Below are 26,208 nucleotides of genomic sequence, written 5' to 3'. Positions count from 1 at the left end.
TCCGGCCGCCGTCACGCCTCCCCCGGCCGCCGCGACCCCGGCGCCGACGACCAGCCTGTCTCTGCTCGGAATAAACCTGGCAGGAGCGGAATTCTCGGGGGACAAAACGCACGGTGTCGTCGGTACGGATTACGCGTATCCGACTCACGCCGAGGTCGACTACTCCGTAAGCAAGGGGCTCAATGTCATCCGTCTGCCATTCTTGTGGGAGCGGCTGCAGCCGACCCAGGGCGGTGCTCTCAGTAAAACCGAACTTAGTTACATCGATGACATCGTAGGCTACGCCACGTCCAAGGGCCTCAAAGTCGTGCTGGATCCGCACAATTACGGGTCCGGGTACGGCAACATCATCGGGAGCGCCGGAACTCCCAACAGTTCGTTCGCGGATTTCTGGGGCAAGCTGGCCGGCCACTTCGCCGGCAATTCCAACGTCATCTTCGGCCTGATGAACGAGCCGTACAAGCAGGACGCGACACAGTGGCTCGGCTCTGCCAACGCGGCGATCCAGGCAATCAGAGGTGCCGGCGCGACCAGCCAGGAAATCCTGGTGCCCGGCGCGTACTGGGACGGAGCCCATAGCTGGGTGAATACCGACAACGATACCGTGATCGGAAACGGCGTCGTCGACCCGGCACACAATTTCGCGTTCGAAGTCCACCAGTACCTGGACAGCGACAGCTCCGGCACGCATGGCGACGTCGTCTCGACGACGATCGGTGTCGAGCGACTGACGGCAATCACACAATGGGCTGAGAGCACCGACAGCAAGTTGTTCTTGGGAGAGTTTGGAGTGTCGCAAGACGCCACGAGCCTGAAGGCCATGGACAATATGCTGAGCTATATGAGCAAGCACGCGGATGTCTGGCAGGGCGGAACCTACTGGGCGGGCGGCCCGTGGTGGGGTGATTACATGTATTCGATCGAGCCGACGGGCCTGGGAACCAGCCATGTCACTGACAAGCCGCAAATGGGGATACTTGAACAGTATATCTGAACAAGGTTGACCATCTCGTGAGAAATCGATGGAGGCGTGCTTCGCTGAAAAAGCGGGCCGCCTCCATCAATCAGGTAAATCGCGGGGGGCATTGAAGCGGCCCTCGCTCAGGCGAATTCGTGCGGAAGCGTGATCGTCACCTCGATCGCCTCCCGCACGAGACCGGCGATCCTCTCAACCTGGATGGAGCGGTGCAGGAACCGCCACCCGTCGCTGGTGTCCAGGAGCACCGCGCCGATCGGGCGCTGCACCGCGTCGGTGTTGAGAAAAGTTGCGGTCACGGCATGGTTCGCATGAGCGAACCACGGGCGAGGCGCGCCGGCCTCACATCCCGCCACGCCTCTCCCGCCGGGACGGCGCTCAGGGGTCGATCCGCAGCGCCTCGACGAAGCCGCGGTTCTCCGTCGTGGCGCCGAACCGCACGCGGCCGAGCAGCCCGTCGAGGGCGGCCCGGACGGCCTCGGGAGGCGGGCGCCGCTTGCGCCGGTCGGTCAGGGTCAGCCCCGCCAGGCCCTGGTAGGCCACGACCGCGTCCCAGTGCGGCGGCGGCGCGTAGGTCCGCATGCAGCTCCTGGAATCCAGCTTCTTGTAGGTCCAGAAGGTCCAGCCGATGCCGTGGCGGTCGAGGATCTCCCGGTAGGCCCGCACCCATTCGTCCGTGTTCTCGCCGGCCTCGCCCATCAGGATCGGGACGTCGTGCGCCGCGCGGAAGCGCAGGTACTTCTCGAGCGCCCGCTCCTCGGGGGCCGCGACGTAGAAGTGGAACTCGTAGACCGCCTTGCGGTCGAGGGCGGTGTTCGCGAAGATGCTGAAGTCGCTCGCCGCGTTGATGCCGCTCAGGAACACGAGGTGGTTCGGGTCGACCGTGCGGATCGCCGCCACGACGGTCTCGTAGACGCGCACCAGCATCGGCGTGAAGGGGTCGTTCCCCTCCTGCTCGGGCAGGGGCTCGTTGAGGAGGTCGTACCCGATCACCGTCGGGACGTCGCGGTAATGCGCCGCGATCCGCCGCCAGACCTCGGCCGTGCGCCGGATGCAGGCCTCGTCGGTGAACAGGTGCGGGAAGCCGTAGGAATTGTCCATGTTGTGCCCGGACTGGCCGCAGGGCGCCGCGTGCATGTCGAGGATGACGAGGAGGCCCTCCCGGGCGCTCCACTCCACCAGGCGGTCGAGGAGCCGGAACCCGTCCTCGACCCAGACGTCCGGATACTCCTCCGGGGTGAACTGGCGGTAGTCGAACGGCACCCGCAGCACGTTCATGCCGGCCTGGCGGATGAAGCGGAGGTCGTCCTGCGTCACGAAGGCCTCGGCCCAGGCCCGCCAGAACGCGGTGTCGGCCTCCGGGCCGGCGAGCTCCTTGATCACCTGCCGGATCTGCCAGGGCGCGGTCGCGTCCCGGAAGCCGAACATGTAGCCCTCCGGCACGAGCCAGTTGCCGAGGTTGATGCCCCGCAGCCGCAGGGGCGCGCCGTCCGGGGCGACGATCTCGGCGCCCCGGGTCGACACGAAGCCGGGCGCCGGCTCGCCGGCCGGTGCGGCCCGGGTGCCCGCCGCCAGGATGAGGGCCAGCATCGTTGCGGCGACGAGTGTTCGCATGGGAGCGGCAATTCCGTGAGAGCGTCCGCGGCGCGCGCTGCCGAAGGCCGCGCCGGAGCGCGAGGCGGCCTCGAGGAGAGGGCGGAGGACGGGGCGCGGTTTCAAGGTCTCACGCGTCGGGGGTCGTACGCGCCGGGGAGGCCGCGCGACCGCGCATCCGCCGGGCCACGCCGCGTGCGAGCTCGCGCCGCACCGCCGGCGAGCGGGCGAGCAGGTCGATGAGCTTGCGGATGTCGCCGGTGCGCCGCGCGAAGTGGAAGTCGCTCACGGGCGCGATGGCGCGCAGGTGGTCGATCCTGTGCTGGACGCTCGCGCTCTCCTCCGGCGTCAGCCGTGCCGCGTGCGCCTCGCGCAAGCGCGCCAGCGCGGCCGCGACGGCGACGTCGTACGGCTTGCTGTGGGAGTAGGGCGAACTGCGGCCGCTGGACCCGACCTGCATCGTGTAGACGTAGTAGCCCTCGCGGGTCGCCGTCGCGCCCCCGCTCACGATCAGCAGCTCCAGGAAGAAGAGCAGGTCCTCGCTCGTCCTCAGCGTCTCGTCGAAGCGCAGGCCGGCCTCGGAGACGAGCGCGCGGCGGAAGACCGGCTTGAGGTAGCCGTAGTTGATGCAGCTGCCCGGCGCCGTCATGGCGACCATGTCCGAGACGCCGATCACCTCGGGCAGGCTGGGGAACAGCGGGCCGATCGTGCCGCCCGTGTGCGCGTCGAACCCGAGGAGGTTGTCGAACACCACGTCGGCCCGGTCGCCCGCGACGGCGAGCATCCGCTCCAGGCGCTCCGCCCGCCACGCGTCGTCGGCGTCGAGCAGGGCAAGCCAGGCGCCGGTCGCGGCCGAGAACCCCGCGTTGCGGGCGGCGGCGGGCCCTTTGTTGCCCCCGTCTTCAAGGAGCCTGACGCGGGAATCCCGGGCTGCGATCAGCCGCACCACGTCCCGGGTCGCGTCGCTCGAGCCGTCGTCGACGACGATCACCTCGAGCTCGGAATGGCTCTGCGCCAGGGCGCTGCTCAGCGCGCGCTCGATCGTCGCCGCCGCATTGAAGGCTGGCATAATAACGCTTACATGCTGAGGCGGCGGTCTCATGGGCTTCTCTCGGTTGTCATCGATCGGCGCGCACGTATCTTGCTGAAAGTCATGCGACAGGTGATCGAAAATTAAGGTCGTTCATTCGGTTTTCCTGCGGTATGACTGTGTTCTCGACTGAAAGAGCGTGTTCCTGAGCGACGCGCTCAGCGCGGGCCGCGCACGGCCCGGACCCGGTCAGCAACCCGCCTCGGAGCATCTGCCTTGCGCATCCTCGTCGTCGACCCGCTGCTGTACACTCTGCCCTACGACTCCAGCCTCTGCACGGGTCTCGCGGAGGAGGGGCACGAGGTCTTCCTCGCGTCGCGGCCGCTGCGTCCCGGCGAGCGGCTGCCCGCCGCGGGCGTGACCCACCTGCCGCTGGCCATCAACGACATCTTCGCGCCGCTGCCCCGAAAGATCGTGCCGCACCGCGTCACGGTGTTCCTGCGCCACGTCCGCTACGGGCTTCACCTGCAGCAGATCGTCGACCACGTGACCCGGCTCAAGCCCGACGTCGTCCACGTCCAGTGGCCGGTCGTGCCGCTCGCCGACCGGATCCTGTTCCGGCGCCTCCGGCGTCACGCGCCCTGCGTGCTGACCGTGCACGACACGCGGCCCTCGAACGGGGACCGCGTGCCGCTCCTCCTGCGAGCGGGCGCCTCCCGGGTGTCCGATGGCGCCGACGCGGTCATCGTCCACACGGCGCTCGGCGCGCGCGAACTCACCCAGCAGGGCGTAGACCCGGGCCGGATCCATCAGATCGGGCACGGCCTGCTCTCGCCGGTGTCGCTCTCGTCGGTGCCGGTCGATCCGCCGGATCCGTCCAAGCCCACGGTCGACTTCCTGCTCTTCGGGATCATGAAGCCTTACAAGGGGCTCGACATCCTGATCGAGGCCGCCGCGCTGATGCCGGACGCGGTCGGGCGCCGCTGCCGCTTCGTCATCGCCGGCCGGCCCGCCATGCCGCTCGACGGGTTGAAGCAACGGGCCAGGGACCTCGGGGTCGCGTCCCGGTTCGTCTTCGACGAGCGCCACATCCCCGATGAGGAACTGGCGCGGATCCTGACCGACGCGGACGTGTTCGTGTTTCCCTACCGGCAGATCGAAGCGAGCGGCGTCCTGATGCTCGCCCTCCCGTTCGGCCGTCCGATCCTGGCCTCCGGCCTCGGCGCCTTCGCGGCCTTGCTGGAGCACGGCCGCAGCGGCCTTCTCGTGCAGCCGGAGGACCCGCGCGCGCTCGCGGATGCGATGACGGAGCTCGCGCAGAACCCCGCGCTGCGGCTGGCGCTCGGGGATGCGGCGCGCGCCCGGATCGCGGCGGTGCCGAGCTGGACGACCATCGCGCGGGACACCGTCGCCCTCTACGAGCGGACGGTCGTGGCGCGGCACGCTCAGGCGAGCGCCGCGTAGTTCGTGTTGTACATGATGCAATCCATCTCGACCAAGGTCGGGAAGTGGCCCTCGTTGTTGGGCACGAGCGCGCTGAGGGCGAAGCCGGCGCGCTCGTAGGCCGTGATGGCGTCGCGGAAATCGACCGACGTATCGTACAGCTTGCGGATCGCCAGCTCGCTCTGAAGCCCGACGAAGCCCCGCAGGTCGTCGCCCGCCCCCCGCACCACGGCGAGGTCGTGCCCCTGGGTGTCCATCTTGAGGTAGGGGCGCGCGAACTTCAGCCGCTTCCGGTATGTCTCCAGCATGGCCTTCACGGTCGACAGCTTCACGGTGATGCTCTGAGCGACGTGGTTCGTCGCTTCGAACAACCGGACTTCATCGTGTTTCGGGTTTCCCAGGGAGCTGAACTGCGTGTCGGCCATGATGTTGAAGGTGCGGGCACCCACCTCGTCCGCGAGGGCGAACTCCTCGACGAACCACAGATCGTCGGCCGCCGCCTTGGCCCGCAGCCGCGCCGCGACGTCGGGGATGGGCTCGAAGGACAAGATCGGGCCGCGATAGCCGACCTTGCGGCGCAGAATGTCGGCGAACTGTCCCTCATTGGCCCCGACGTCGAACACGCAGTCGACGTCGAAATGCGCGAAGAACGCCTTCAGGTGCTCCCGCTCCGGAACGGCCCACAGGCTGCCGCGGGGGATGATGTGGGTTCCGGTGATCCGCTCGGCTTGCCGTACGAGCGTGCTGCGTACGCGTCGCGTCAGGTGATTTACCATGGGACGTGCTCCAGTTCCGGTGCGCTCCACGTGAGGCGAATGCCGCCGCCTCAGACATCGGAAGCCGTCCCCGTCCCGACCCAAGGCGGGGGCGGCTCTCGGGCGAGGTTCGCGCCCGATGCTCCTCTCCCCGGCCATCGCTCACGCCGGCGCGATCACGCGCAGGCTCGCGAGGGCGGCCGAGCGCAGCGGCACCGGAAGGCTGCGGAGCGCCTCCCGCATGCGGTGCAGATCGGCCGTCGGGAGAGGCTTGAGGACGCGCAGGGCCGCCGCGTAGACGAGCGCGCCCATCACGATCGCGAGCACCAGCCCGGGAACGCCGGACGAGACCGTCGCCACCATGCGGGCCGCGACCGCGCAGAGCAGGGCTGCCAGGAACATGCGCGCGAGATCGGCGGCCGGCAACACGCAGCCGAGGGCCCGCCATGCGTAACAGACGATGGTGGCCGACACGAGGGTCTGGATCACCGCCCTCGACCCCGCGGCCCCGAGCAGGCCCGCCGCCGGCACCACCGTGAGGCCGGCGACGATCGACAGGATCGCCCCGACGAGCCCGGACCCCAGGATGAAGCGCGTCCGCTCCATCGCGAACAGGTAGGAATACGCGATGGTGGCGATCGTCACGAGGCTCGCGGACCCGACCAGGATCGTGGCCGCGGTGATTGCGGAATCGAATGCCGGGCCGAACAGCAGCGGGAGCAGGAGCGGCATGATCCCCGCCGTTCCGAGGCAGAGCGGGAACACGATCAGGGCCAGGAGGCGCACGCTGGCCGGGTAGAGGTTCTGGCGGCGCTCGGCGTGATCCGCCCCGGAATGCTCCGAGAGGTGCGACAGGAGCGCGCCGGTCAGCAGCAGCGGCCCCTGGGTGGCGAGGTTGGAAAGCGTCAGGCTCACGGTGAACAATCCGACCGCGTGGCTGCCGAAGCTCCGCTCGAGGAAGATCACCTCCATGCGCGACCACAGGAAGGCCGTGACGAGGTGGCTCACCCACGATTCGAGGGCGTAGCGCCTCACTCGGTCCCGCAGCGCCGGGGAAACGGCGCTCCCCGCCCGCGGCAGCCGCACGATGGCGACCATCACTACGGCGGAACCGATCACCGAGCTCGCGATGGCGCCGCCGGCGCCGAAGGTGACGACCCCCACGCCCGTCGCGACGATCTGCACCCCGGCGGAGAGCAGGGCGAGGCGGGCAAGCGCCGCGAAGTCCTGCACGCCGCGCAGGTAGCTGTTCACGAAGCTCGCGAGGGATTGCGAGAGGCAGGCCAGCCCGCAGAGGAGCCAGAACAGCGGCGAGGACCGGAAGCTGCCCGGGCCGATCTGCCACGCGTCGCCCGCCGGGTGGGCGACCGCGAGCCAGGCGGCGTAGGCGAAGAAGCCTCCGGCCACGCACGCGCTCACGAGGACGTAGGGCCGCAGAAGCGCGGCCGAAAGGCCGTCCGCGTCGAGGGTCGAGCGGGCGCGAAGCTCCGGCAGGAAGCGCGTGAGGCTGCCGGGAATCCCGAGATCCGCCACCATGACCGACATGGTGATCGCCCAGACCGCGAACCCGACGACGCCCGACCCCTCCACACCGAGCAGGCGCGCGACCAGGATGCTGCTCGCGAACCCGGCGACCGTGACGGCCACCCCCGCGATGGCATTGATCAGCGACTTGCGAACCAGTGTACCTGCCATCTCATCTCCTTAGCAGGTTTCGGACCGGCGCATCGCGCCGCTGTGCCGAAAACCCGCGCCACCTCAAAGATCCGAGCGGACGACGCGGCGGCTCACTTGCGCAACTTCGCTCGGTGTTCGTCCCGGAAAACCTGGAAACCGACTCCCGGTCCAGGCGGGCGCCGCCGCGGGACCTTGCCGCCCGGTCAGCGGGCGGAGCCGGCCGGCCGCACGCGATCACGCCGCGGCTCGCCCGGGCGCCCCACGGGTCGGCGGTCCCGGACCGGCCGGGCGCCGCCTTTGGCAGCCGGCGCGGGGCCGCGCCCGACGGCTACATGTAGCTCCTGAGGAGCGCCATCTGCGGCCGGTCGCCCTCCTTCGTCGGCTCGATGCTGAAGGCGTAGTCGCCCCACCAGGGCCCGCCGGACCAGTAGGCGTAGGCCTGCCAGACGTCGCTGTTGCCGGTCAGGCTCGCCATCAGGGCCCGGGCCTCGGTCTCGCCCGCCGGCAGCGCGAAGCCGAACTCGCCCAGGAAGGCCCGGGCCTTGCGCTCGCGGGCCCAGGCCGTGAAGGCCTCGAGCCGGGTGGCGCCGGCGCCCGGAGCGTAGTCCTGGAGGTTCGAGCCCGAGCTGTTCCGGTCGAGGTACTGGTGGACCTCGAACATGAAGTTGGGGTCGGAGAAGCTCTCGAACGCCTTGGCGTTGCCGTCCGAGACCCAGGAATGGGCGCCGTCCCAGCCCGCGCCCGGGATCATCAGGAGCTGCGTCGAGCCGCGGTCGCGGACGGCCTTGACGACGTCGTCCACCACCGGGCGCCACGCGGCCGGCGAGAACGCCACCGGCTCGTTCATCAGCCCGTAGGCGACCGCGGGCTCGTCCTTGAACAGGGCGACGAGGCGCCCCCAGAAATCCACGAGGTCGCGCGCCTCGATCGGCCGGTCGCCGCGCTTGCCGAAATTGTGCGCGTCGAGGACGATGCGCAGCCCCGCGGCCCGCGCCGCCCGGACGCAGCGCGACAGCTCGGCGGCGTCCCGCGCCGCGAGCGCGCCGAAGGGGGTGGGCTGCACGCGCTCGATCTTGAAGGGCAGGCGGACGAGCTTCATGCCGCGCCCGGCGTAGTAGGCGAAGCTCGCATCGTCCGGGTAGATGTAGCCCTGGCCGAGCGGCCGGCCGAGGTCGCCGAACTCGCCGCCCGACAGGTTCACGCCCGGATACGCGATGGTCCCGGCGCGCGCCTCGCCCGCCGGCGCCCGGCCCGCGAGGGCGAGGCTGCCCGCGAGGCCGGCGAGGAAGCCGCCCCGGGTGAGCGTCGACGTCCCCCGGGACCGCGGACGGGTGTCAGAGCGCATTGGGATCCTTCACCAGGGCGATCGGCGTGCGCATCATGATCGCGAGGTCGAGGAGGAGCGACCAGCGCCGGATGTAGGCCCGGTCGCGGGCGATCCGCCGGGCGATCTTGTCGTGGGTGTCGGTGGGCCCGCGGTAGCCGCTGATCTGCGCGAGGCCGGTGAGCCCGGGGCGCACGAGGAAGCGGTCGTCGTAGTCCCGCACCGCCTGCGCGTAGGCGTCGTCCATGGCGATGGCGTGCGGCCGCGGGCCGACGAGCGACATGTCGCCGATCAGCACGTTGAGGAGCTGGGGCATCTCGTCGAGGCTCGAGCGGCGCAGGAAGCGCCCGATGCGCGTCACGCGGGCGTCGTTGACGACCGCCTGCTGGAACGCGCCCGTGGATTCGAGCACCGTCATGGTGCGGAACTTCAGGATCAGGAAGGTGCGCTGCCCGACGCCGTAGCGCCGCTGGCGGAAGAACACCGGGCCGCGGCTCTCCGCCTTGATCAGGAGCGCCACGACGGCGAAGACCGGCAGCAGGAACAGGAGCGCGACCGCCGCGATCGCGAGGTCCGTCGCCCGCTTGGTCACCGCGAGGTTGATCGTCGCGGCGCGCCGGTCGAGCGGCCGCTCGGACGGCGCGACCCGCGGATGGGCCGGCACGCCGGCGCCCTGGACGGGCCGTCCGCGGTACTCGAAATCGACTGCGATCCCCCGTGGCATTGTTCGGCTCTCCTTGTTGCTCTGCGAACGGGCGGCATCCGGCGCTGGGGGCGCCGGGCCCGGGCTCGTGTCGCGAGTGGGGACCCGCGCGGGGTGAGGGGGGCTGGAGGGAGGGGGGCTGGAGGAGAGGGTGGAGGAGGCAGGGCCGCGGGCGGCACCCGGAGCCTCACGGCTCCGGCCTGCCCGGGACCCCGGGCACCGGCCCGGGGCTCAGCGGCCATAGACGTCCTCGACCCGGATGATGTCGTCCTCGCCGGTGTAGCTGCCGACCTGGACCTCGATCAACTCGAGGGGGATCTTGCCCGGGTTGACGAGCCGGTGCATCGACCCGATCGGCAGGTAGATCGCCTCGTTCTCGTGCACGAGGCTGACGTCGTCGTTCACCGTCACCTGGGCGGTGCCCTTGACGACGATCCAGTGCTCGGCCCGGTGGTAGTGCTTCTGGAGCGAGAGGCGCCCCTCCGGCTTGACCATGATGCGCTTCACCTGGAAGCGGGTGCCGATGTCGATGCGCTGGTACCAGCCCCAGGGCCGGTACATCCGCCGGTGCTCGTCGGCCTCCGCGTGGCCCTCGCGGCGCAGCTGCGTCACGAGGTCCTTCACCTCGGCCGAGCGGGCCCGGGAGGTCACCAGGATCGCGTCGGGCGTCGTCACCACCACGACGTCCTCGAGGCCGACCACCGCCGTCAGGATCTCGCCGTCGCTGTGGACGAGGCTGTTGCGGGTGCCCGCGAGGGCGGCGCGGCCGCGCACGACGTTGCCGTCGGGATCGCGGGGCGAGACCGCCCAGAGGGCGTTCCAGGACCCGACGTCGGACCACGGGAAGGCGACCGGGAGCACGCCCGCCCGGCTCGTGCGCTCCATCAGCGCGTAGTCGATGGAGATCTTCGGCGCGGCGGCGAAGGCCGCCGGGTCGAGGCGCACGAAGTCGAGGTCCTTCGTGGCGCCCTCGAGGGCGGCCTTGGCGGCGGCCGACACCTCGGGGGCGTGGGCGGCGAGCTCCTGGATCAGGGTGTCGGCCCGGAACAGGAAGTAGCCGCTGTTCCAGAGCGCGCCCTTCGCGACGAGGCCGGCGGCCCGCTCGGCGTCCGGCTTCTCGAGGAAGCGCTCGACGTGGCAGGCGCCGTGCTCGCCCGCCGCGCCGGGCAGGCGCGCGCCGGTCTGGATGTAGCCGTACTCGGTGGCCGGGCCCGTGGGCCTGATCCCGAGGGTCATGATGTGGCCGGCCGCGGCCCCGCTCGCGGCCGCCCGGCAGGCGGCCACGAAGGCGTCCGCGTCGCCGATCACGTGGTCGGCCGCGAGGATCAGCACGACCGTGTCGGGTCCCTGCTCGGCCGCGCGGTGGGCCGCCACGGCGACCGCCGCCGCGGAGTCGCGCCGCTCCGGCTCGAGCACGATGTCGGCCGCGATCCCGGCCTGCTGCACCTGCTCGGCGACGATGAAGCGGGCGTCGCTCGCCGTGATGACGACCGGCCGCTCGAAGACGGCGGGATCCGCGACCCGCTCCAGGGTGCGCCGGAACGTCGAGGGCTCGCCGTCCACGAGGGAGATGAACTGCTTCGGCATGCTGTCGCGGGAGGCCGGCCACAGCCGCGTCCCTGCCCCGCCGCACATGATCACGGGAAGTATCCGCTTCTCCAGATCAGGCATCATTGCTTGCTTTCATCCCATTCATGCCGTCGAGCGTGATGTCGCTGCCCGGCCTGACGACGTCGGCACCGACGAGCCAGAGGAAGCGCCACGAATCGACGAAGTAGCGCCGGAAGAGCCGGCGCGGCTCGTGGGCCACGCGCCAAGCCCATTCGAGGCCGGCATGCTGGATCGCCGGCGGCGCCCGGCGCTTGGTGCCGACGAAGAACTCGAGCGCGGCGCCGACGCTCAGCACGTAGCAGTCGCTCAGGACGGTGCGGTAGCGGTCGATCCAGATCTCGGATTTCGGCGAGCCGACGCCGACGAAGAGGTGCGTCGCCCGGTGCGCCCGGATCGCCTCGGCGAGCCCGTCCGAGTAGGCCTGGTCGGTCTCGAACCCGTGCGGGGGCACCCGGAAGGCCAGGCTCTCCGGCGCGAAGCCGCGCCGCACGAGATCCTGCTCGATGAGGCCCGCGGTCTCCTGCGTCGTCGCGACGAAGAAGCAGCGGTGGCGCTCGGGCGAGAGGCTCGTCATGACCCGGGCGAACAGGTCGGCCCCGGTGAGGCGGGCCGGGACGGCGGCGCCGCGCAGCCGGGCGTAGAGGTAGACGGGCATCCCGTCGGCCGTCACCGCCCAGGCGCGCCCGTAGGCCTGGCGGAAGGCGGTGCTGCGCGAGAGCTGGACGATGTGGTCGAGGTTGGCGGTCGCGATCACCCGCGGCCCGGCGCCGCGGGGCACGGCCGGGCCGACGATGCGCGCGGCGAGCTCCTGCTCCCCGAGGGGCGTGAACCGCAGCCCGAAGGCCGGCCGCGGCTGGCGCGGGGCCGCGGCGGGCGCCCCGCGGCCGAGCCGGGGCGCTCCCGCCGGGCTCAGGTAGCCGCGCGCCGTCCCGGCCGCCCAGGCGTAGCGCTGGCGGGCGTCGACGGTCCGGCCCGCGAGGAGGCAGAGGGTGCCGCGGCCGACCGCCCGCGCGAGTCGCCCGGCCACGAAGCCGGCCGGGAAGCCGTGGAGCCGCAGCACCCGGCCGAAGCCCGGCGCGTAGCGGCGCGCCCGCGTCGCCGCGGCGGCCGGGTCCCCGTCCGTGCGCGCGTGGCGGACGATGAGCCCGCGCTCGAAGCGCCCGCCGCCGCCGGCCGCGAGGCAGCGCAGGATGAAGTCGCTCTCCTCGCCGGACTGGTAGGGCGTGGCGGCGCCGACGCCCAGCGCCTCGTCGAACCCGCCGACCCGCGAGGCCAGGGTGCGGCGCACGAACAGCCCGTTCGAGTTGCCGGCGAGGAAGACGTTCGCGCGCGTGATCTCGCCCGAGACCGGCAGGTGGCGGCTCACGGAATCCGCGCCCTCGGCGTCGGCGGTGCGGCCGGTGACGAGGTCGTGGCGGCCGTCGCGGCCGAACAGCCGCGAGACGGTCTCGACGACGCCGGGATCGTACCAGCAATCGTCGTCCGGGAAGCCGACGACGTCGCCGCGGGCGATGGTGAGGCCGAGGTTGCGCGCCCGGGACAGGCCGCGCGCGTCGGCGAGATCGACGAGGTGGACGAGGGGCAGGTCCTGGTAGCGCGCGAGGAGCGGGTGCAGGTAGCCGGCCGGGTTCTGGTCGACCACCAGGATCTCGAGGGGCCGCCGGGTCTGGGCCCGCAGGGATTCGAGCAGCCGTTCCAGGGTGTCGCGCCGGCCGAGCGTGCAGACGATGAGCGACAGGCTCGCGGGAGCGGCCGCCGCGGCCGTTGCCGGCGCTGGCGTCGCCGCGGCGGCCATCGCGGCCGCGCCCGCGGTGCGGCCCTCGTCCGGGTGCTGGTGCTGCATGTGCGCGACTTCTCCCGTGAATCCGTGCGCCCGAGGGCGCGGCGCGTCCGACGTCATCGGAGCGCGGGCGCGGCCGCGCCCGCGGCCTCGCCCTGTGGGGCGGCGAGCCGCGCGAGCGCCTCGCGGTAGCTGTGGCGGCGCAGGTGCCCGACGAGCGCGTCCCTGAGGGCGGCGGCCTTGGCCCGCGCCGCGTCGCGCTCGTCGCGCACCCGGCGGAGCTGGTGGGCGGCGTGCGCCACGCTCGGCTCCGCCCAGCGCGCCTCGCCCAGGCCCGCGTAGGCGGGGTGGGGATCGTGGAAGGGCACCAGGGTGTAGTCGACCGGGTAGCACAGGGCCGGGAGGCAGAAATCGGTGTTGCCCGACCAGTTCGTCGCCACCACCGGCACGCCGCACAGGATGGCCTCCGCCAGGGTGAGGCCGAACCCCTCGGAGCGGTGCAGGGACAGGTAGGCTTCCGCCGAGGCGACGAGCTCCTGCACCTGCTCCCGCGTCCAGACCTCGTCGATCAGGCGCACGTTCGGCAGGCCCTGGATCTCGGCCAGGATCTGGCTCCGCTCCGCCGGGTAGCGCGCCCCGTCGCCGACCTTGAGGATCAGCTCGGCGCCCTCGTCCTCCCCGAAGGCGGCGCGGAACGCCTGCACCAGGGCGGTCGGGTTCTTGCGCCGGTAGGACGAGCCGAAGTTGAAGATGCTGAGGACCCGGAAGCGCTCCGCGCGCGTGGCGGCGGGCGCCGGTCCCGCCGCGTCGACGGGGTGGGGCACGACGAGCACCGGCTTGTCGGTGTAGGCGCGCAGGGCCGCCTGGCAGAACCGGCTCGGGACCAGCACGGCGTCGACGAACCGGATCGCCGAGACCCACTCGGCCGGCAGCGTCTCGAGCTCCCAGGCCCAGTAGCCGATGCTGTAGGTCCTGGCGTGGCGCAGGAGGCCGGCCCGCAGGATGCTCGGCAGGAGCATCGGCGGATTGAGGTGGTAGAGGGCGACGTCCGCCCCCGCATCCGCCGCGCCGGCCGGGAAGGGGACGCCGTCGTCGCTGTCGAACAGCCCGGCGACGTTCACCCCCGACACGCGGCAGCCGTCCTCCGCGAGGGTGCGGGAGCACAGGCGCGCCGACTCGCCGAGGCCCGAGGCGGACGAGAGCAGGCCGACGACCCGCATCCGCGAGGCCGGATGCGGGAAGGCGTGGGCGGCCTCCGGCAGGATGCGCGGCAGGACGTGGCGCCGGACCGAGCGGGCGAGGGGGCGCGCGGCACGGCGCGCCGTCCGCAGCAGGGCGGCGGCCGGCCTCATCGCGGTCGGGTTCATGCCGGCAGCTCCAGCACCCGGGTGCGGCGCACCATCCGGCGGATCCGGCGCCGCGGCGCGAGCTTCGACCGGTTGAGGACGACGCCGACGACGCGGTCCACGAGGGCCGGGCAGGTCGCGAAGGCGCTCTCGACGTCGTCGAGGGTCGTGCGGCCCGAGGCGACCGTCAGGATGAAGGCGTCCGCGACGTCCTCGATCGCCCGGGCGTCGACCGAGCACAGCACGGCCGGGATCGTGACGATGACGTAGTCGTAGGAGCCGCGGGCGGCCGAGAACAGCCGCCGCATCCCGGGAGAGGCCAGGATCTCCGCCGGGTGGGAGGGCGCCGTCCCGACGAAGCCCGGCAGCAGGTCGAAGCCGAGCTCGGTCCGGACGACGCAATCCTCGAGCTCGCGCTGCTCGGCCACCACGGTGGCGATGCCGAGGCCGCCGGCCCCGAGGGTCCGGGCGAACCGGTCGTCGTGCAGGTTGGCGTCGACGACGAGGACCCGCGCCCGCATCTCGGTGGCGAGGGCCGCGAGGTTCATGGCGACCGTCGCCTTGCCCTCGTGCTCCAGCGCCGAGACGATGCCGACGACGCGGCAGCGCTCGCGCCCGATCGCCTGGTCGAGCACCACCTTGGCCGAGCGCAGCGTCTCGAGGGCGACCGGGGAGGTGCCCTTGCCGGCGATGAGCAGCGGGACCGGGAGGGCGAGCCGCCGGCGCCAGCGGCGCAGCGAGAAGCGGCCCGCCGGCGCGGGCGGGAGCGGCCCGAGGAAGCTCAGGCCGAGATCGCGGGTGATCTGGTCGGGCCAGCGGATGCGGCGGTCGAACATCTCCCGCACGAACACGCCGGCGATCCCCGCGACGGCGCCGCCCACGGCCGCGAGCAGCAGCACGAGGGTGGTCTTGGGCGAGCTCTTGGACAGGGGCGGGGAGGCCGCCGTCACGATCCGGGCCTCCGTCACGGGCATCGCCTGCTGCTGGAGGAACGAGCTCACCCGCGTCACCCGGTTCTGGAGCGACTCGTAGGTGCTGCGCGCGGCCTGGGCGGCGCGGTCGAGCTGCTCCTCCCGCAGGGTCTCCGGCGCGGTCCGGATGCGGGCGGCGAGGTCCTCGGCCTGGCGGTCGAGGAGGTTGACCCGCAGCTCCGCGGCGCCGGCCGTGCGCCGGCGCGCCTCGTCGAGCTGCCTCAAGTGCTGGCGCAGGGCATCGCGGGCGGCCTTGCCGGCCGCATCGGCCTTGGCGGCCGCATCGGTCTTCTGGCCATCGCCAGGAAAGCCCTGGCTCCGCAGCGGCGCGGCGAGGCGATCGGTCTCGGGATCGCCCAGGCTGTCGAGCAGCGCCAGCGTCGTCGGGCTCACGCCGTCGTCGAGGGCCCGGACCGCCGACGCGACGGCCGGGAGGGCGCTGCGGGCTCGGTTCAGTTCGGCGACGGCGGACCGGCGCGCCGCGTCGAGGGCCTCCGCCTCACGGGTCAGGCCGGCGTCGCCCTCGCCCGTCTTGCGGCTCGCCCGGAAGGCCTTGAGCGCCCGGTCGGCGGCGTCCGCCTTCTCCTGGACCTCCTTCAGGCGCTGCTGCATCCAGTCGGTGGTGCGCTGGCTCGCCTCCATCCGGCTGCTGAGCTGGTCCTGGATGTAGGCCTCCGCCACCCCGTTGGCGATCGCCGCCGCATTCCTGGGGTTCTGGGTCGTGACCTTGATCTCGGCCAGGAAGCTGCGGCCCGAGCGCGTGATCTTCACCTTCTGGGTGAGGCTGCCGACCGCCACCTGGCGCATGTCCGGCGGCCCGGACACCGACGCTCCGGTGCCGAGGAGCGCGAGCAGCCGCGCGAGCGGGCCCGGCCCCGAGCCGATGAATTCCGGGTTCCGGTCGAGGCCCAGGCGGTCGACGACGTCGAGGGCGATCTTGTCGGACTTGAGGATCTCGATCTGGCTGTCGACCACCGCGGGGTCGACGGTCGGCTCGGAGCTGATCTGCGCCGGGGACGGCGGCGTCATCTTGGTGTCGATGACCAGGATCGCCGTCGACGTGAACATAGGCGTGGCGGTGGCCACGTAGGCGACCGCCGCCAGGATGCACAGCGTCATGAGCCCGAGCGCGAGCACCCGACGGCGTCGGATCGCGTCGAGGATCGCCGCGACGTCGCCGCGGCCACGCACCTCCGAACCCGGGAGGCCAGCATTCACGTGCAAGCGAAGCTGATTGGGCTTGAAATTCATGGCGGCCTTCACGTTCGCGTGGACGGTCGGTTCCAATCCATGCCCTACGGGATCCTCACCACGAGATCGTCTTCTTATTGAATAGAGCGCCCCGTCAGGCGCATACGCCGAACGTCTCTCCTGGCCTCTGCTTTTTTGCCTGGGAGGCAGTGATCGGCGTCTTGAACGAGTGCCGCCTGTCGTCGCTTGAACAACAACAAAACGACCCTCGGCACAACCCGCCGATGGTGCGGTTTCGGCTGAACAGCCGAGCTTGGGCGGGGGGTTCCACGCTGTCGCAGGAATTTTATGGAACCATTTCGCGGCATGCGGTCCAGGCTCCCTGGCGAACGGCGAAGCCTCGTTTTCGCTGCACTGCGAAGAGGTTGCCCGACGGACTCGATTGCGTGCGTTGGAATTGACGTCGTCGGTGACGCGCGGAACGGTCGCCGACGGCCCCTCGAGACTCCCTGACGGCAATGCGTAAGACGCATATCAGGATGTAATTCATTGCATGGCTGAGACGGGCCCGGCCTGGAGCCATGCTCCACCCGAGTATCCTGAGAGCTGGGCCGTAAGTGGGGTATACGCGTCGAATACTGGCGGCTATGTTCATCTCATATGTTATTGAATCAGTCGTGGTGGTGGTATTCTGATTTTGTGATATAAACATAGGTTACTAGCAGGTGGCGAGTGTCAGCTCCTACCCCTTTCGGGTTAGAACGTTGTGCATAGTGGGTATGCTCAATGTGCATAGGTAGAGGCTACCTCCGGTTGCGTCTGCCAGGGTTGCCGCGGCTGATGGCATCTATTTTGCTAAGCTCTTACGGGAGACGAGGATTGATCCCTGCCTCGAGCGTTTGGCACCAGCTTAGGTTGAGGTGCCGCCGCGGCGTCGTCGCCCGGTCCGGAGCCCGTGGCCGGGTTGCGGGAACGGCCGCGAGAGAGCATGTGCAGCAAGACGGGAACGCAATCGGGGTGGGCGGATTAGAGTCGGTTGGGCGTCGCCCGGGCCGGGTCGCCGCTCCTCCCGCTTCTGAGCGCGCTCCCCGCCGTCCCGGGCCTCCCGGCACCGCCGCCGCGCGCCGTCCGGGCGCAGGGTCGCGACGGGGGCCCGACATCGATTTCGAGCCGGCCGGACGCGGGCTCACGCGGGCCGAGGGCCGGCGCACAGAGGAGACCTTCATGCACCACCGCCAACTGCCCGGCCCTGCGCGTCGAGGCCGGCTCGCGGGGCTTCTGCTCGCAGGTGCGGTGGTGGCTGCGACGGCCCAGCCCGCCTTCGCGGCCTACCGGATCGGCCCGGGGGACGTGCTGCAGGTCGAGGCCGCGGCCTTCCCCGAGCTGAAGACGAAGTCGGTGGTGAACGGGGACGGCGAGGTCTCGGTGCCCCTGGTCGGCCAGGTGAACGTCGGCGGTCTGAGCCTCGGCGATGCGCGCGCGAAGATCCAGTCGGTGCTCCCCACGAAGGAGTTCCGGCAGCGCACGCAGGACGGGCGCGAGTTTCCGGTCATCCTCTCGCCCTCGGAGATCAACGTCTCGATCCTCGAGTACCGGCCGATCTACCTGAGCGGGGACATCTCCAAGCCGGGCGAGCAGGTCTTCCGGCCTGGCCTCACGGTGCGTCAGAGCGTGTCCCTGGCGGGCGGATTCGACATCCTCCGCTTCAAGATGGACAACCCCTTCCTGCAGCTCTCCGACCTGCGCTCGGAGTACAACACGGCCTGGATCGATTACAGCCGCGAGCAGCAGCGCATGGCCCGCCTGCGGGCGGAGCTCGACGGGCAGCAGGGCGTCGACGGCAAGTCGCTGATCGACACGCCCGTCGCGTCCTCGCTGACGAAGGAATTGTCCGACGGCGAGCTCGCGATCCTCAAGACCCGCTACGCCGACCTCGTCAAGGAGAAGACCTACCTCACGGAGGCCGGCAGCAAGGAGGCCGCGCGCGCCAAGGTCCTGACCGAGCAGGAGGCGCGGGAGAAGGAGGGCGTGCAGTCCGACGCCGAGGATCTGAAGCGCTACCAGGAGCTCTTCGAGAAGGGCAACATCCCGATGCCCCGCCTCGTCGAGGCGCGCCGGTCGCTGCTGCTCTCCTCGACCCGGGCCCTGCAGACCACCGCCCTCCTGGCCCAGGTCGACCGCGAGAAGGGCGAACTCGGGCGGCGCCTCCAGCGCGTGGACGACAACCGGCGCCTCGAGATCCTGCGCGACATGCAGGACGCCAACGTCCGCCTCGCCTCGACCCGCGCGAAGCTCCAGGCCGTGAGCGAGAAGCTGCGCTACACCGGCATGGTCAAGTCGCAGCTCGTCCGCGGCATGGACAGCCAGCCCACCATCGCGATCTTCCGCAAGACCGGCGACCGCACGGCGCGGATCCAGGCGACCTACGACACCGAGCTGCAGCCCGGGGACGTGGTCGAGGTCGCCCTCCAGTCCGAGGAGCCGCCCGAGATCCCGACGCGCTAGAAAACCCCTGCCCCGCGGCGCACCCGCGGGACCGCCCCGGCAGGCGGGGGCAATGCCGGCCCGGGGCCGCGCCGGGCGGGCCCGGGCCGATGCCCGAACCCTCGGGGCGGATCGCCGCGGGGCGCCCGTCCCGCCGAAACCAGCTGAGCGGCCCGGGCTCCACGCCCCCGGCCCCGGAGACGACATGCCCGCACTCTCGGCGAATGGCGGCAGGCTCATCGCCCGGCAGAACCGGGCGATGGCCCGGCACGACCGGGCCATCGCTCGGCAGGACCGGGCGGAGCGGCGTGCCAGGTCCGACGTCCTCCTCGAGCACCTGCCGTTCCTGATCCTGCTCGGGGCGGTCTCGTTCAACGCGGTCCTGGCCCTCATCAACGGCAACGTCACCGGGCTCACGCCGAGCGTGGTGATCGCGGCCGAGATCATGCTGATCGGCGCCGCCCTGCTCGTCGCGGCGTCGCACTACCGCCCGTCCATGAACTTCGCGGTCGCGCTCATCGCGTGGCTGTTCCTGTTCATGATCCTGCGCTCGGTCGTCGTCGACCCGGCCACCAGCGTGAAGTACTTCCGCGACCTGCTGATCGCCCCGGCCTTCCTGATGCTCGGGCTCTGCACGCGCTCCAGGCACCTCAATCGCTACGTGCTGGTGATCCACACCGTGGTGTTCCTGATCGCGGTGCTGGAGGCCTTCGACGTGGACGGCTACTCCCGCCTGTTCCACGTGAAGGACTACTTCATCGCCACGCGCGGGCTGACGGACGCGGATTTCTGGAACACCGAGTCGGACCTGTTCGTCAGCGCGACGCGGCCCGACGCCCGCTTCCTCAGCATCGCCGACAGCTTCATGGACGCGCACCGCGTCTCGTCCATCTTCCTCGAGCCGGTCTCGCTCGGCGGCTACTGCGTCGTCATCTCGGCCTACATCTTCTCGCGCTGGGAGCGCCTGAGCCTGTCCTCCCGGGCCTACCTGCTCCTCACCAACCTGTTCCTGATGGTGGCCTGCGACGGGCGCCTCGCCTTCGTGTCCTTCGGCTGCATCGGGATCGTTTGCACCCTGTGGCGGCGGCTGCCGCGCCACGCCGCGCTGCTCTACCTCCCGGGCGTCCTCGCCCTCGCCTTCGTGTTCGTGATCGCCACCGGGCACGCGGGCGGCGGCGACGACTTCCCGGGCCGCATCGCCTGGACGGTCGACCTCCTGACCCAGTACGCCATCCCCGAGTTCCTCGGGATGTCAGAGGATTTCATGAGCAAGGCCGTGGACAGCGGCGTCGGCTACATCGTCACCACCCAGTCGCTCCTCGGCATCGCGTTCTTCTGGTGCTTCTGCGCCCTGTCCTCGAAGGAGGAGACCCGGTCGCAGATCCGCTTCGCCCACGCCCTCTGCCTCTACATCGCCTTCAACTCGCTGGTGAGCTACGGCTTCCTCAGCATCAAGACCGCGTCGCTGCTCTGGATGATCAAGGGCGTCCTGGAGAGCGAGCCCGGCTCCCTCGACCGGGCGCCGGCCGGGAGCCGGTCCTCGTGAGGGGAGCCTCAGCGCGCGGCGGCGACGGCGGCGAGGCGCTCGCCCAGGAACGCGACGACGCTCTCCCGGTCGTGCTCGGCCTGCAGGTTCCAGCGCTGGAGGTTGCGTTCGGCGAGGGCGCGGGCCTCGGCCTGCCAGTCGGGCCGGCGCAGGCGCCCGGCCACCGCCGCGACGGCGCCCCCCATGTCGTCGAGGTCGACGAGGAGGCCCGACTCGCCGAGAACCTCCCGGAAGACCGGCTTGTCGGGCGCCACCACCAGGAGGCCCGCGAACTGCATCTCCAGGAGCGGCAGGCCGAGGCCCTCGTCGTGGGAACTGCACAGGAACAGGTCGAACCGGCCGACGGCGCGCTTCGCCTCGTCGTCGTCGAGGAAGCCGAGCAGCCGGACGTGCGGCAGGCGCCCCAGGGCCTCGGCGTCGTCGCTCCAGCCGGTCCGGCCGATGATGTGCAGCTCGACCTCGCGGCCGAGCGCCCGGCCGAGCTCCTGGCACAGCCGGGCCGCCGCCAGGAAGTTCTTGCGCGGCTCGATCGTGCCCATGGCGCCGACGACGAGGGGCCGCTCCGGCGCCGCGGGCGCGTCGAGCCCGCTGCGCAGTCCGAACACGTTCCGGATCGGCGGCCGGTAGGGCAGGACCGTCGCGTCGGGCCGCACGTACCCGCCGAGGGCCGCCGCGGTCGCCATGGAGTTGACCAGGAAGTAGCGCAGCCGCGCCAGGGCGATCCGGAACGGCTGCGCCATGTAGAGCTTGGCCGACCGGTTGAGGTCCTGGCTGCGCGTGATCAGGAAGAGGTCGTGGACGTAGAAGATGCTCCGCTCCGGCACCGCCGCCAGCACGGGGGAGGGCGGATAGCCCGAGAACACCCAGAGGGTGCGGGGCCGCGCCAGGGCGGCGAGGGGCATCCCGACCATCTGGTTCGCCATCATCGAGAGGCGCGACCCGCGCGCCTCCCACCCGGTCACCGGCAGGGGATCGAGCGCCGTCTCGGAGAAGAGCTCGCGCGTGATGCGCTCGATGCCGGAGGAGCGCCGGCTCAGATGCGTTCGGTCGACGACGATGGCGGCCTTGGGGTGCATCACGCCTCTCTGGTTGCTGTGCTCGCGGGGGTGCGCGACCGACCGGCATCCCCTCCCGCGCCCGCCCGTCCGGGCGGCACCACGAAGCGGCGACCGCGCGCCGTCGTCAGCCGGGCAGGGGATCCTTGTCGATCGGCCGTATCGGCACTATAAAGGACTTACAAGCAAAAAATGCAAGAGCGAACGGTCTCCCGTTTCGCCGAAATGTAGAAATTCTATGCAGACCAGTGAATGACCGGGCGGGATCCGTTCAATAAAGACGCGTGCGTGACCGGCGTCTTTTTCTGTGTGTTACTATGTCCCAGGAGTGGCGCCGCGCCAAGATGGTGTCATCTTCTGGTGGTGAGGCGTCATCGGTTCGTCATAGGAGGCGGGACGCCAAACGCGGGAGGCGCTCAACCAGAGGCCCGTCGTCGGTAGGGACCAGTTCGCTATGAAATCTGCACTGATCACCGGGATTACCGGCCAGGACGGCGCCTACCTGGCGCAGCATCTCCTGCAGAAGGGCTACGCGGTCCACGGCATGATCCGCCGGTCGAGCACCTCGGAGCTCAACAGCCAGCGCCTGCACTGGCTCGGCATCGTCGACCAGGTCCGGTTCGTCGACGGCGACCTCTGCGACCTGTCGAGCCTCGCCCGCGTGGTCCAGGAGACGCAGCCCGACGAGGTCTACAACCTCGCCGCCCAGTCCTTCGTCAGGACGTCGTGGACCCAGCCGGTCCTGACGGGCGCCGTCACGGGGCTCGGCTGCACCAACCTGCTCGAGGCGGTGCGCCTCGCCGCCCCGCGGGCGCGCTTCTATCAGGCCTCGTCCTCCGAGATGTTCGGCCTGATCCAGGACGCGGTCCAGACCGAGGCGACGCCGTTCTACCCCCGCTCGCCCTACGGCGTCGCGAAGCTCTACGCGCACTGGATAACCGTCAACTACCGGGAGAGCTTCGGCATGCACGCCTCCAGCGGCATCCTGTTCAACCACGAGAGCCCGCTGCGGGGCATCGAGTTCGTCACCCGCAAGGTCACCGACGGCGTCGCCCGCATCAAGCTCGGGCTCGCCCGCGAGCTGCGCCTCGGCAACATCGACGCCAAGCGCGACTGGGGGCACGCGCGGGACTACGTGCGGGCGATGTGGCTGATGCTCCAGCAGGACGAGCCCGGCGACTACGTGGTGGCGACCGGGCGCTCGGTGAGCGTGCGCGACATGTGCGAGATCGCCTTCGCGCATGCGGGCCTGTCGCTCGGCGACCACCTCGTCATCGACCCCGACCTGTTCAGGCCCGCGGAGGTCGACGTGCTGGTGGGCAGCGCCGCGAAGGCGAAGCGGATTCTGGGATGGGAGCCGACAGTCAGCCTCGAGGAGATGGTGCGCGAGATGGTCGACGCGGACCTCGCGCGATTGTCCGTCGCCCGCTGAGCCGATGGGCACGCAGCCGATGAGCGCCGCCGCGGAGCGGATCCTGATCACGGGCGCCGGGGGCTTCGTGGGCCGCCACCTGGTGGCGGCCCTGCGGCCGGCCCTCGGCGCCGGGGCCCGGATCGTCGCGGTCGGCCGGGAGGCCCCCGCCGCCGGGCCGCAGGTCGAGGCCGGGATCCTCGACGTCACCGATCCCGGCGCGGTCCTCGACCTCGTCCGCCGCGTCCGCCCGACCTGCCTCGTCCACCTCGCGGCGATCACACATGTCCAGGAGGCCCGCCGGGACGTCGCCAGCACCTGGACGGTGAACGTCCAGGGCACGCTGACCCTCGCCGAGGCGGTGCGCCGCGAGGCCCCGGAGGCGCGCTTCCTGTTCGTCAGCAGCTCCGAGATCTACGGCAATACCTTCCGGGTCCTCGCCGGCCGTCCGGCGGCCGAGGAGGCGGCCCTCGATCCGGCCAACCCCTACGCCGCCACGAAGGCCGCCGCCGACCTGATGGTCGGCGAGCTGGCGCGCAGCGGCCTCGATGCCGTGCGGCTGCGCCCGTTCAACCACACCGGCGCCGGCCAGGCCGAGCCGTTCGTGATCCCGGCCTTCGCGGCCCAGGTCGCCCGGATCGAGGCCGGCCGCCAGGAGCCCGTGATCCGCGTCGGCAACCTCGACGCCGAGCGCGACTACCTGCACGTCCGCGACGTCGTCGACGCCTACGTCCGGGTCATCGGCCTGCCGGCCGGCGCCTACGCGCCCGGGCTCGCCCTCAACATCGCCTCCGGCACGCCGCGGCGCATCGGCGACGCACTCGCGCACCTCCTCGATCAGGCCCGGGTCTCGATCCGGGTCGAGGTCGATCCGGAGCGCTACCGCCCGAACGAGACGCCCCGCGCGGTCGGCGACGCGACCCGGGCGCGGGCGCTCCTCGGCTGGGAGCCGACCACCTCCTGGCCCGCGATGATCGACGACGTGCTCGCCGAGTGGCGCGCCGCCTGCGCGCCCTGATCCCGGGCTGAATCCCGGGAGCCGCGCCCCCGCGCCGGGGGCCGAGGCTCTTCGGTGCGCCCCCCGCCGTCCCGGTCTCCTGGCGCCCGCCCGCGGGCGCGGGCGGGGTCACGAGGCGCCGCGCCGGCCCGCCCGCGCCCGGCCGCCGGCCCGTGTCGCGCAAATGTCGCATGCCTCCCTGGGAAGCAAAACCGGTTTGCCGGCTCGCCCTCTGCGTGTTATTCGATCACTCGGCATCGTCTTGAGCCGTGCAGACCGGCGGATGCTGCGTACGCAGTTCTTGCTGGTTGACGTCATGTCTTCGTGGATGCTTATCCTGCTGTCGTCTGTCTGCGGTGCCGGGTTCGCGCTTGTAAGCCCTTGGCTGCCGATGTTCTTGGCAAGCATCGCGCTGTTCTTGGGCCTGCTCGTCTATCATCTCGCAGCCCACGAGGGCGTCCTGCACGCCGTGGGACTGGCCGGTCTCGCGCTGGCGGTCTTTCAGGCCGGCTACGTCGCCGCCGGGCGGGTGCGCGAGAGCAGGATCCGCCGCCTCGCCCCCATGAAGGACGCCCCGTCGAAGAAGTAGGCCTCGCCCCGCCAGGGGGACGCGGCGCGTCAGGCCGGGCGGCGGGTGAGCGCCGCGATGCGGTCGCAGGCCGCCTGCCCGAGGCGGTGGGCCGCCGCGGCGGCCCGCCGGTCGCCCGCCGCGGCGGCGCGCCCTTTTCGGGCATCGGCCCAGGCGAGGCGGCGAAGCTCGCGCTCCAGGCAGTGCAGGTCGCGGGCGATCCAGGCGCGCAGGGCCTCGCGCTCCGCGTAGACCGCGGCCGGGACCGGCGCGCCCAGCAGGGACGCGGCCTTCTCGTGCAGGCGGATCCGGCGCTCCATCAGCGCCCCGAGGACCGCGAGGTCCCTCTCCGCCCGCGCCCGGGCCAGGCGCCCCTCGACCCGGCGCAGGCATGCTGCCGCGATCGCCGCACGGGCGAGGTCGGCGGGCGGCAGGCCCGCCCGGAGAACACCCCGGAAGCGGGCCGGCAGGGCGGTCGGCATGCGTGCGGAACCCCGTCGGAGGCGGCAGTGGCGCGAAGGCGCCCGGGGCCTCAGGTGGTGATGAACTTCTCGAGCACGTCCATCTGCGGCTTGTCGGTGACGTGGGCGGTGCCGAGTCCGGCCGGCTCGATGGAGTACATGTAGTCGCCCCACCACGGCCCGGCCGCCCAGTAGGTCGCCCCCTGCCAGACCGCGTGCTGGTCCATGTAGGCCAGCATGTTGTCCATCGCCTTCAGGCTGGCGGCGTCCTGCGACACCCCGAACTCGCCCAGGAACAGCCGGTTGCCGGTGCTCTCGGCCCATTGCGTGACCGCCGTCAGGCGGTCGACCCCGATCGTGGCCGAGACCACGTCGGCGCTCGTGCCCGAGCTGTCGCCGTCGAGGTACTGGTGCACCTCGAAGGCGTAGTTGCGGGACGGGTCGACGATCCCGTTGCCGACCGTCGTGTCGTTGTCGCTGCTGACCCAGCTGTGCGCCCCGTCCCAGTAGCTGCCGGGCACCAGGATCTCCTGGCGCGTCGCGCCGCTGGCCCGGATCGCCCCGATCGCCGCGTTGGCCGAGGCCAGCCACTGGGTCGCGTCCTGCTTGTTGGGCTCGTTCATGAGGCCGAACATCACGTTGGCGTTGCCCGCGAAGTGGCCGGCGAGCCTGCCCCAGAAATCCGCGAAGGCGCTGTTGGGCGTCTGGGCGCTGCCGATGACGTGGCCGTAGCCCGAGCCGTAATCGTGGGGGTCGAGGACGACCTTCAGGCCCTTGGCGGTGGCGTAGGAGACGACGTCGTCGATGCGGCCGAGCTCGCTGGCGTTCAGGGCGCCGCCCTGCGTCGGCTGGAGGCGCTCCCACAGGAAGGGCAGCCGGATGACGCCGAGGCCTTTGGCGGCGTAGTAGTCGACCTCCGCGTGCGTCGGGTAGGTGTAGTCCGTGCCGAACACGCCCGGCAGCTTGCCGGCGGAGAAGTCCGCCCCCGCGAGATTGACGCCGAGGAGCGACAGGCCCGGGGCGCTGGACCGCGACGCGACCGGGGTCGTGACGACGGGCGTCGAGACGACGGGCGTGGTGACGACGGGTGTCGTGAGGACCGGGGTGGGCGCGGTCACGGCCGTGACCGTCGTGGCGGCGAGCGCCGGGGTCGTGGCGGCGGGTGCCTTGGTGGTGTCGAACACCAGGGAGCCCGCGGCGTAGAGCCCGGCGGCGTCGCCCACGGCGGAGCCGGCCGAGTTCGCGGCCGCCTCGCCCTGGTAGGTGGTGGTGCCCAGGACCAGGTG

At 71.4% G+C, this 26,208-nt stretch carries 21 protein-coding genes; 7 read left to right on the top strand and 14 right to left on the bottom strand.

All coding sequences use genetic code 11. The features are described 5' to 3' along the window. Positions 1 to 994: glycoside hydrolase family 5 protein (locus DT057_RS23910; protein ID WP_162501488.1), on the top strand; the 994-nt coding region annotated here is incomplete at its 5' end. Between the two features lie 107 nt (positions 995 to 1,101). Here the strand turns inward: DT057_RS23910 and DT057_RS35595 are convergent. From DT057_RS35595 to DT057_RS23900, 3 genes are all read right to left on the bottom strand, one after another. Further along, entirely contained in the window at positions 1,102 to 1,275 is a 174-nt protein-coding gene (locus DT057_RS35595; protein ID WP_162501487.1) for a hypothetical protein, read from the bottom strand. Between the two features lie 79 nt (positions 1,276 to 1,354). Then, complete coding sequence (locus tag DT057_RS23905; protein WP_128564602.1) at positions 1,355 to 2,590, bottom strand: glycoside hydrolase family 5 protein; 1,236 nt, start codon at positions 2,588 to 2,590, stop codon at positions 1,355 to 1,357. A gap of 109 nt (positions 2,591 to 2,699) precedes the next feature. Then, positions 2,700 to 3,671 (bottom strand): glycosyltransferase family 2 protein, encoded by a 972-nt coding sequence (locus tag DT057_RS23900; RefSeq protein WP_128564601.1) that lies wholly within the window; start codon positions 3,669 to 3,671, stop codon positions 2,700 to 2,702. A gap of 204 nt (positions 3,672 to 3,875) precedes the next feature. Here DT057_RS23900 and DT057_RS23895 point away from each other — a divergent pair, with 204 nt between their 5' ends. Further along, positions 3,876 to 5,063 (top strand): glycosyltransferase family 4 protein, encoded by a 1,188-nt coding sequence (locus DT057_RS23895; RefSeq protein WP_128564600.1) that lies wholly within the window; start codon positions 3,876 to 3,878, stop codon positions 5,061 to 5,063. Here DT057_RS23895 and DT057_RS23890 read toward each other — a convergent pair. The 8 genes from DT057_RS23890 to DT057_RS23855 all read right to left on the bottom strand — a co-directional run bounded on the left by DT057_RS23890 (position 5,045) and on the right by DT057_RS23855 (position 16,400). Beyond that, complete coding sequence (locus DT057_RS23890) at positions 5,045 to 5,818, bottom strand: FkbM family methyltransferase (RefSeq protein ID WP_128564599.1); 774 nt, start codon at positions 5,816 to 5,818, stop codon at positions 5,045 to 5,047. The genes DT057_RS23895 and DT057_RS23890 overlap by 19 nt on opposite strands. Before the next feature lie 141 nt (positions 5,819 to 5,959). After that, the gene (locus DT057_RS23885; protein WP_128564598.1) at positions 5,960 to 7,492 is read right to left on the bottom strand and encodes an oligosaccharide flippase family protein; all 1,533 of its coding nucleotides are present in this window, start codon (positions 7,490 to 7,492) and stop codon (positions 5,960 to 5,962) included. 310 nt (positions 7,493 to 7,802) lie between these two features. After that, positions 7,803 to 8,819, bottom strand: coding sequence for a glycoside hydrolase family 5 protein (locus DT057_RS23880; protein ID WP_128564597.1), 1,017 nt, complete (start codon positions 8,817 to 8,819; stop codon positions 7,803 to 7,805). Further along, complete coding sequence (locus DT057_RS23875) at positions 8,809 to 9,522, bottom strand: sugar transferase (RefSeq protein WP_128564596.1); 714 nt, start codon at positions 9,520 to 9,522, stop codon at positions 8,809 to 8,811. Before DT057_RS23875 ends, DT057_RS23880 begins: the two co-directional genes overlap by 11 nt. Before the next feature lie 210 nt (positions 9,523 to 9,732). Further along, on the bottom strand, positions 9,733 to 11,172 hold the full coding sequence (locus DT057_RS23870; protein WP_128564606.1) for a mannose-1-phosphate guanylyltransferase/mannose-6-phosphate isomerase: 1,440 nt from the start codon (positions 11,170 to 11,172) through the stop codon (positions 9,733 to 9,735). Then, positions 11,165 to 12,955, bottom strand: coding sequence for a WecB/TagA/CpsF family glycosyltransferase (locus tag DT057_RS23865; protein ID WP_238313903.1), 1,791 nt, complete (start codon positions 12,953 to 12,955; stop codon positions 11,165 to 11,167). Before DT057_RS23865 ends, DT057_RS23870 begins: the two co-directional genes overlap by 8 nt. Positions 12,956 to 13,008: 53 nt before the next feature. Then, positions 13,009 to 14,259 carry a glycosyltransferase family 4 protein gene (locus DT057_RS23860; RefSeq protein ID WP_238313904.1) on the bottom strand — a complete coding sequence of 417 codons (1,251 nt, stop codon included), beginning with the start codon at positions 14,257 to 14,259 and terminating at the stop codon, positions 13,009 to 13,011. After that, complete coding sequence (locus DT057_RS23855; protein ID WP_238313905.1) at positions 14,256 to 16,400, bottom strand: GNVR domain-containing protein; 2,145 nt, start codon at positions 16,398 to 16,400, stop codon at positions 14,256 to 14,258. The genes DT057_RS23860 and DT057_RS23855 overlap by 4 nt, the downstream gene beginning before the upstream one ends. Positions 16,401 to 17,624: 1,224 nt before the next feature. Between DT057_RS23855 and DT057_RS23850 the strand changes: the two genes are divergently transcribed. Further along, on the top strand, positions 17,625 to 18,905 hold the full coding sequence (locus DT057_RS23850; RefSeq protein ID WP_128564595.1) for a polysaccharide biosynthesis/export family protein: 1,281 nt from the start codon (positions 17,625 to 17,627) through the stop codon (positions 18,903 to 18,905). Positions 18,906 to 19,089: 184 nt separating this feature from the next. Next, complete coding sequence (locus tag DT057_RS23845) at positions 19,090 to 20,430, top strand: polysaccharide biosynthesis protein GumE (RefSeq protein ID WP_238313906.1); 1,341 nt, start codon at positions 19,090 to 19,092, stop codon at positions 20,428 to 20,430. Between the two features lie 8 nt (positions 20,431 to 20,438). Here DT057_RS23845 and DT057_RS23840 read toward each other — a convergent pair whose 3' ends face one another. Then, positions 20,439 to 21,506: a glycosyltransferase gene (locus DT057_RS23840; protein ID WP_128564594.1), complete on the bottom strand. Its 1,068-nt coding sequence runs from the start codon at positions 21,504 to 21,506 to the stop codon at positions 20,439 to 20,441. Positions 21,507 to 21,939: 433 nt separating this feature from the next. Between DT057_RS23840 and gmd the strand changes: the two genes are divergently transcribed. The 3 genes from gmd (at position 21,940) to DT057_RS23825 (ending at position 24,482) form a co-directional block, all read left to right on the top strand. Then, entirely contained in the window at positions 21,940 to 22,917 is a 978-nt protein-coding gene (gene gmd, locus DT057_RS23835; RefSeq protein WP_128564593.1) for a GDP-mannose 4,6-dehydratase, read from the top strand. Positions 22,918 to 22,936: 19 nt separating this feature from the next. Beyond that, positions 22,937 to 23,914 (top strand): GDP-mannose 4,6-dehydratase, encoded by a 978-nt coding sequence (locus tag DT057_RS23830; protein ID WP_128564592.1) that lies wholly within the window; start codon positions 22,937 to 22,939, stop codon positions 23,912 to 23,914. A 262-nt stretch (positions 23,915 to 24,176) separates the two neighbouring features. Continuing rightward, the gene (locus DT057_RS23825) at positions 24,177 to 24,482 is read left to right on the top strand and encodes a hypothetical protein (RefSeq protein WP_128564591.1); all 306 of its coding nucleotides are present in this window, start codon (positions 24,177 to 24,179) and stop codon (positions 24,480 to 24,482) included. A 29-nt stretch (positions 24,483 to 24,511) separates the two neighbouring features. Here the strand turns inward: DT057_RS23825 and DT057_RS23820 are convergent, their stop codons facing one another. Together DT057_RS23820 and DT057_RS23815 are read right to left on the bottom strand one after the other, a co-directional pair. Next, the gene (locus DT057_RS23820) at positions 24,512 to 24,943 is read right to left on the bottom strand and encodes a hypothetical protein (protein ID WP_128564590.1); all 432 of its coding nucleotides are present in this window, start codon (positions 24,941 to 24,943) and stop codon (positions 24,512 to 24,514) included. 50 nt (positions 24,944 to 24,993) lie between these two features. Further along, a partial coding sequence (locus DT057_RS23815) for a glycoside hydrolase family 5 protein (protein WP_162501485.1) occupies positions 24,994 to 26,208 on the bottom strand: 1,215 nt, incomplete at its 5' end.

The organism is Methylobacterium crusticola, from assembly GCF_003574465.1.
In the GTDB taxonomy this organism is placed as follows: domain Bacteria; phylum Pseudomonadota; class Alphaproteobacteria; order Rhizobiales; family Beijerinckiaceae; genus Methylobacterium; species Methylobacterium crusticola.
This window is presented reverse-complemented; position numbering and strand designations above follow the sequence as displayed.

Coding starts and splice junctions, on each gene's coding strand:
- DT057_RS23830 (WP_128564592.1), top strand. CDS start 22,937: ATGAGCGCCGCCGCGGAGCGGATCCTGATCACGGGCGCCGGGGGCTTC.
- DT057_RS23845 (WP_238313906.1), top strand. CDS start 19,090: ATGCCCGCACTCTCGGCGAATGGCGGCAGGCTCATCGCCCGGCAGAAC.
- gmd (WP_128564593.1), top strand. CDS start 21,940: ATGAAATCTGCACTGATCACCGGGATTACCGGCCAGGACGGCGCCTAC.
- DT057_RS23840 (WP_128564594.1), bottom strand. CDS start 21,506: ATGCACCCCAAGGCCGCCATCGTCGTCGACCGAACGCATCTGAGCCGG.
- DT057_RS23825 (WP_128564591.1), top strand. CDS start 24,177: ATGCTGCGTACGCAGTTCTTGCTGGTTGACGTCATGTCTTCGTGGATG.
- DT057_RS23865 (WP_238313903.1), bottom strand. CDS start 12,955: ATGCAGCACCAGCACCCGGACGAGGGCCGCACCGCGGGCGCGGCCGCG.
- DT057_RS23880 (WP_128564597.1), bottom strand. CDS start 8,819: ATGCGCTCTGACACCCGTCCGCGGTCCCGGGGGACGTCGACGCTCACC.
- DT057_RS23870 (WP_128564606.1), bottom strand. CDS start 11,172: ATGCCTGATCTGGAGAAGCGGATACTTCCCGTGATCATGTGCGGCGGG.
- DT057_RS23850 (WP_128564595.1), top strand. CDS start 17,625: ATGCACCACCGCCAACTGCCCGGCCCTGCGCGTCGAGGCCGGCTCGCG.
- DT057_RS23885 (WP_128564598.1), bottom strand. CDS start 7,492: ATGGCAGGTACACTGGTTCGCAAGTCGCTGATCAATGCCATCGCGGGG.
- DT057_RS23820 (WP_128564590.1), bottom strand. CDS start 24,943: ATGCCGACCGCCCTGCCGGCCCGCTTCCGGGGTGTTCTCCGGGCGGGC.
- DT057_RS23905 (WP_128564602.1), bottom strand. CDS start 2,590: ATGCGAACACTCGTCGCCGCAACGATGCTGGCCCTCATCCTGGCGGCG.
- DT057_RS23890 (WP_128564599.1), bottom strand. CDS start 5,818: ATGGTAAATCACCTGACGCGACGCGTACGCAGCACGCTCGTACGGCAA.
- DT057_RS23875 (WP_128564596.1), bottom strand. CDS start 9,522: ATGCCACGGGGGATCGCAGTCGATTTCGAGTACCGCGGACGGCCCGTC.
- DT057_RS23860 (WP_238313904.1), bottom strand. CDS start 14,259: ATGAACCCGACCGCGATGAGGCCGGCCGCCGCCCTGCTGCGGACGGCG.
- DT057_RS23900 (WP_128564601.1), bottom strand. CDS start 3,671: ATGAGACCGCCGCCTCAGCATGTAAGCGTTATTATGCCAGCCTTCAAT.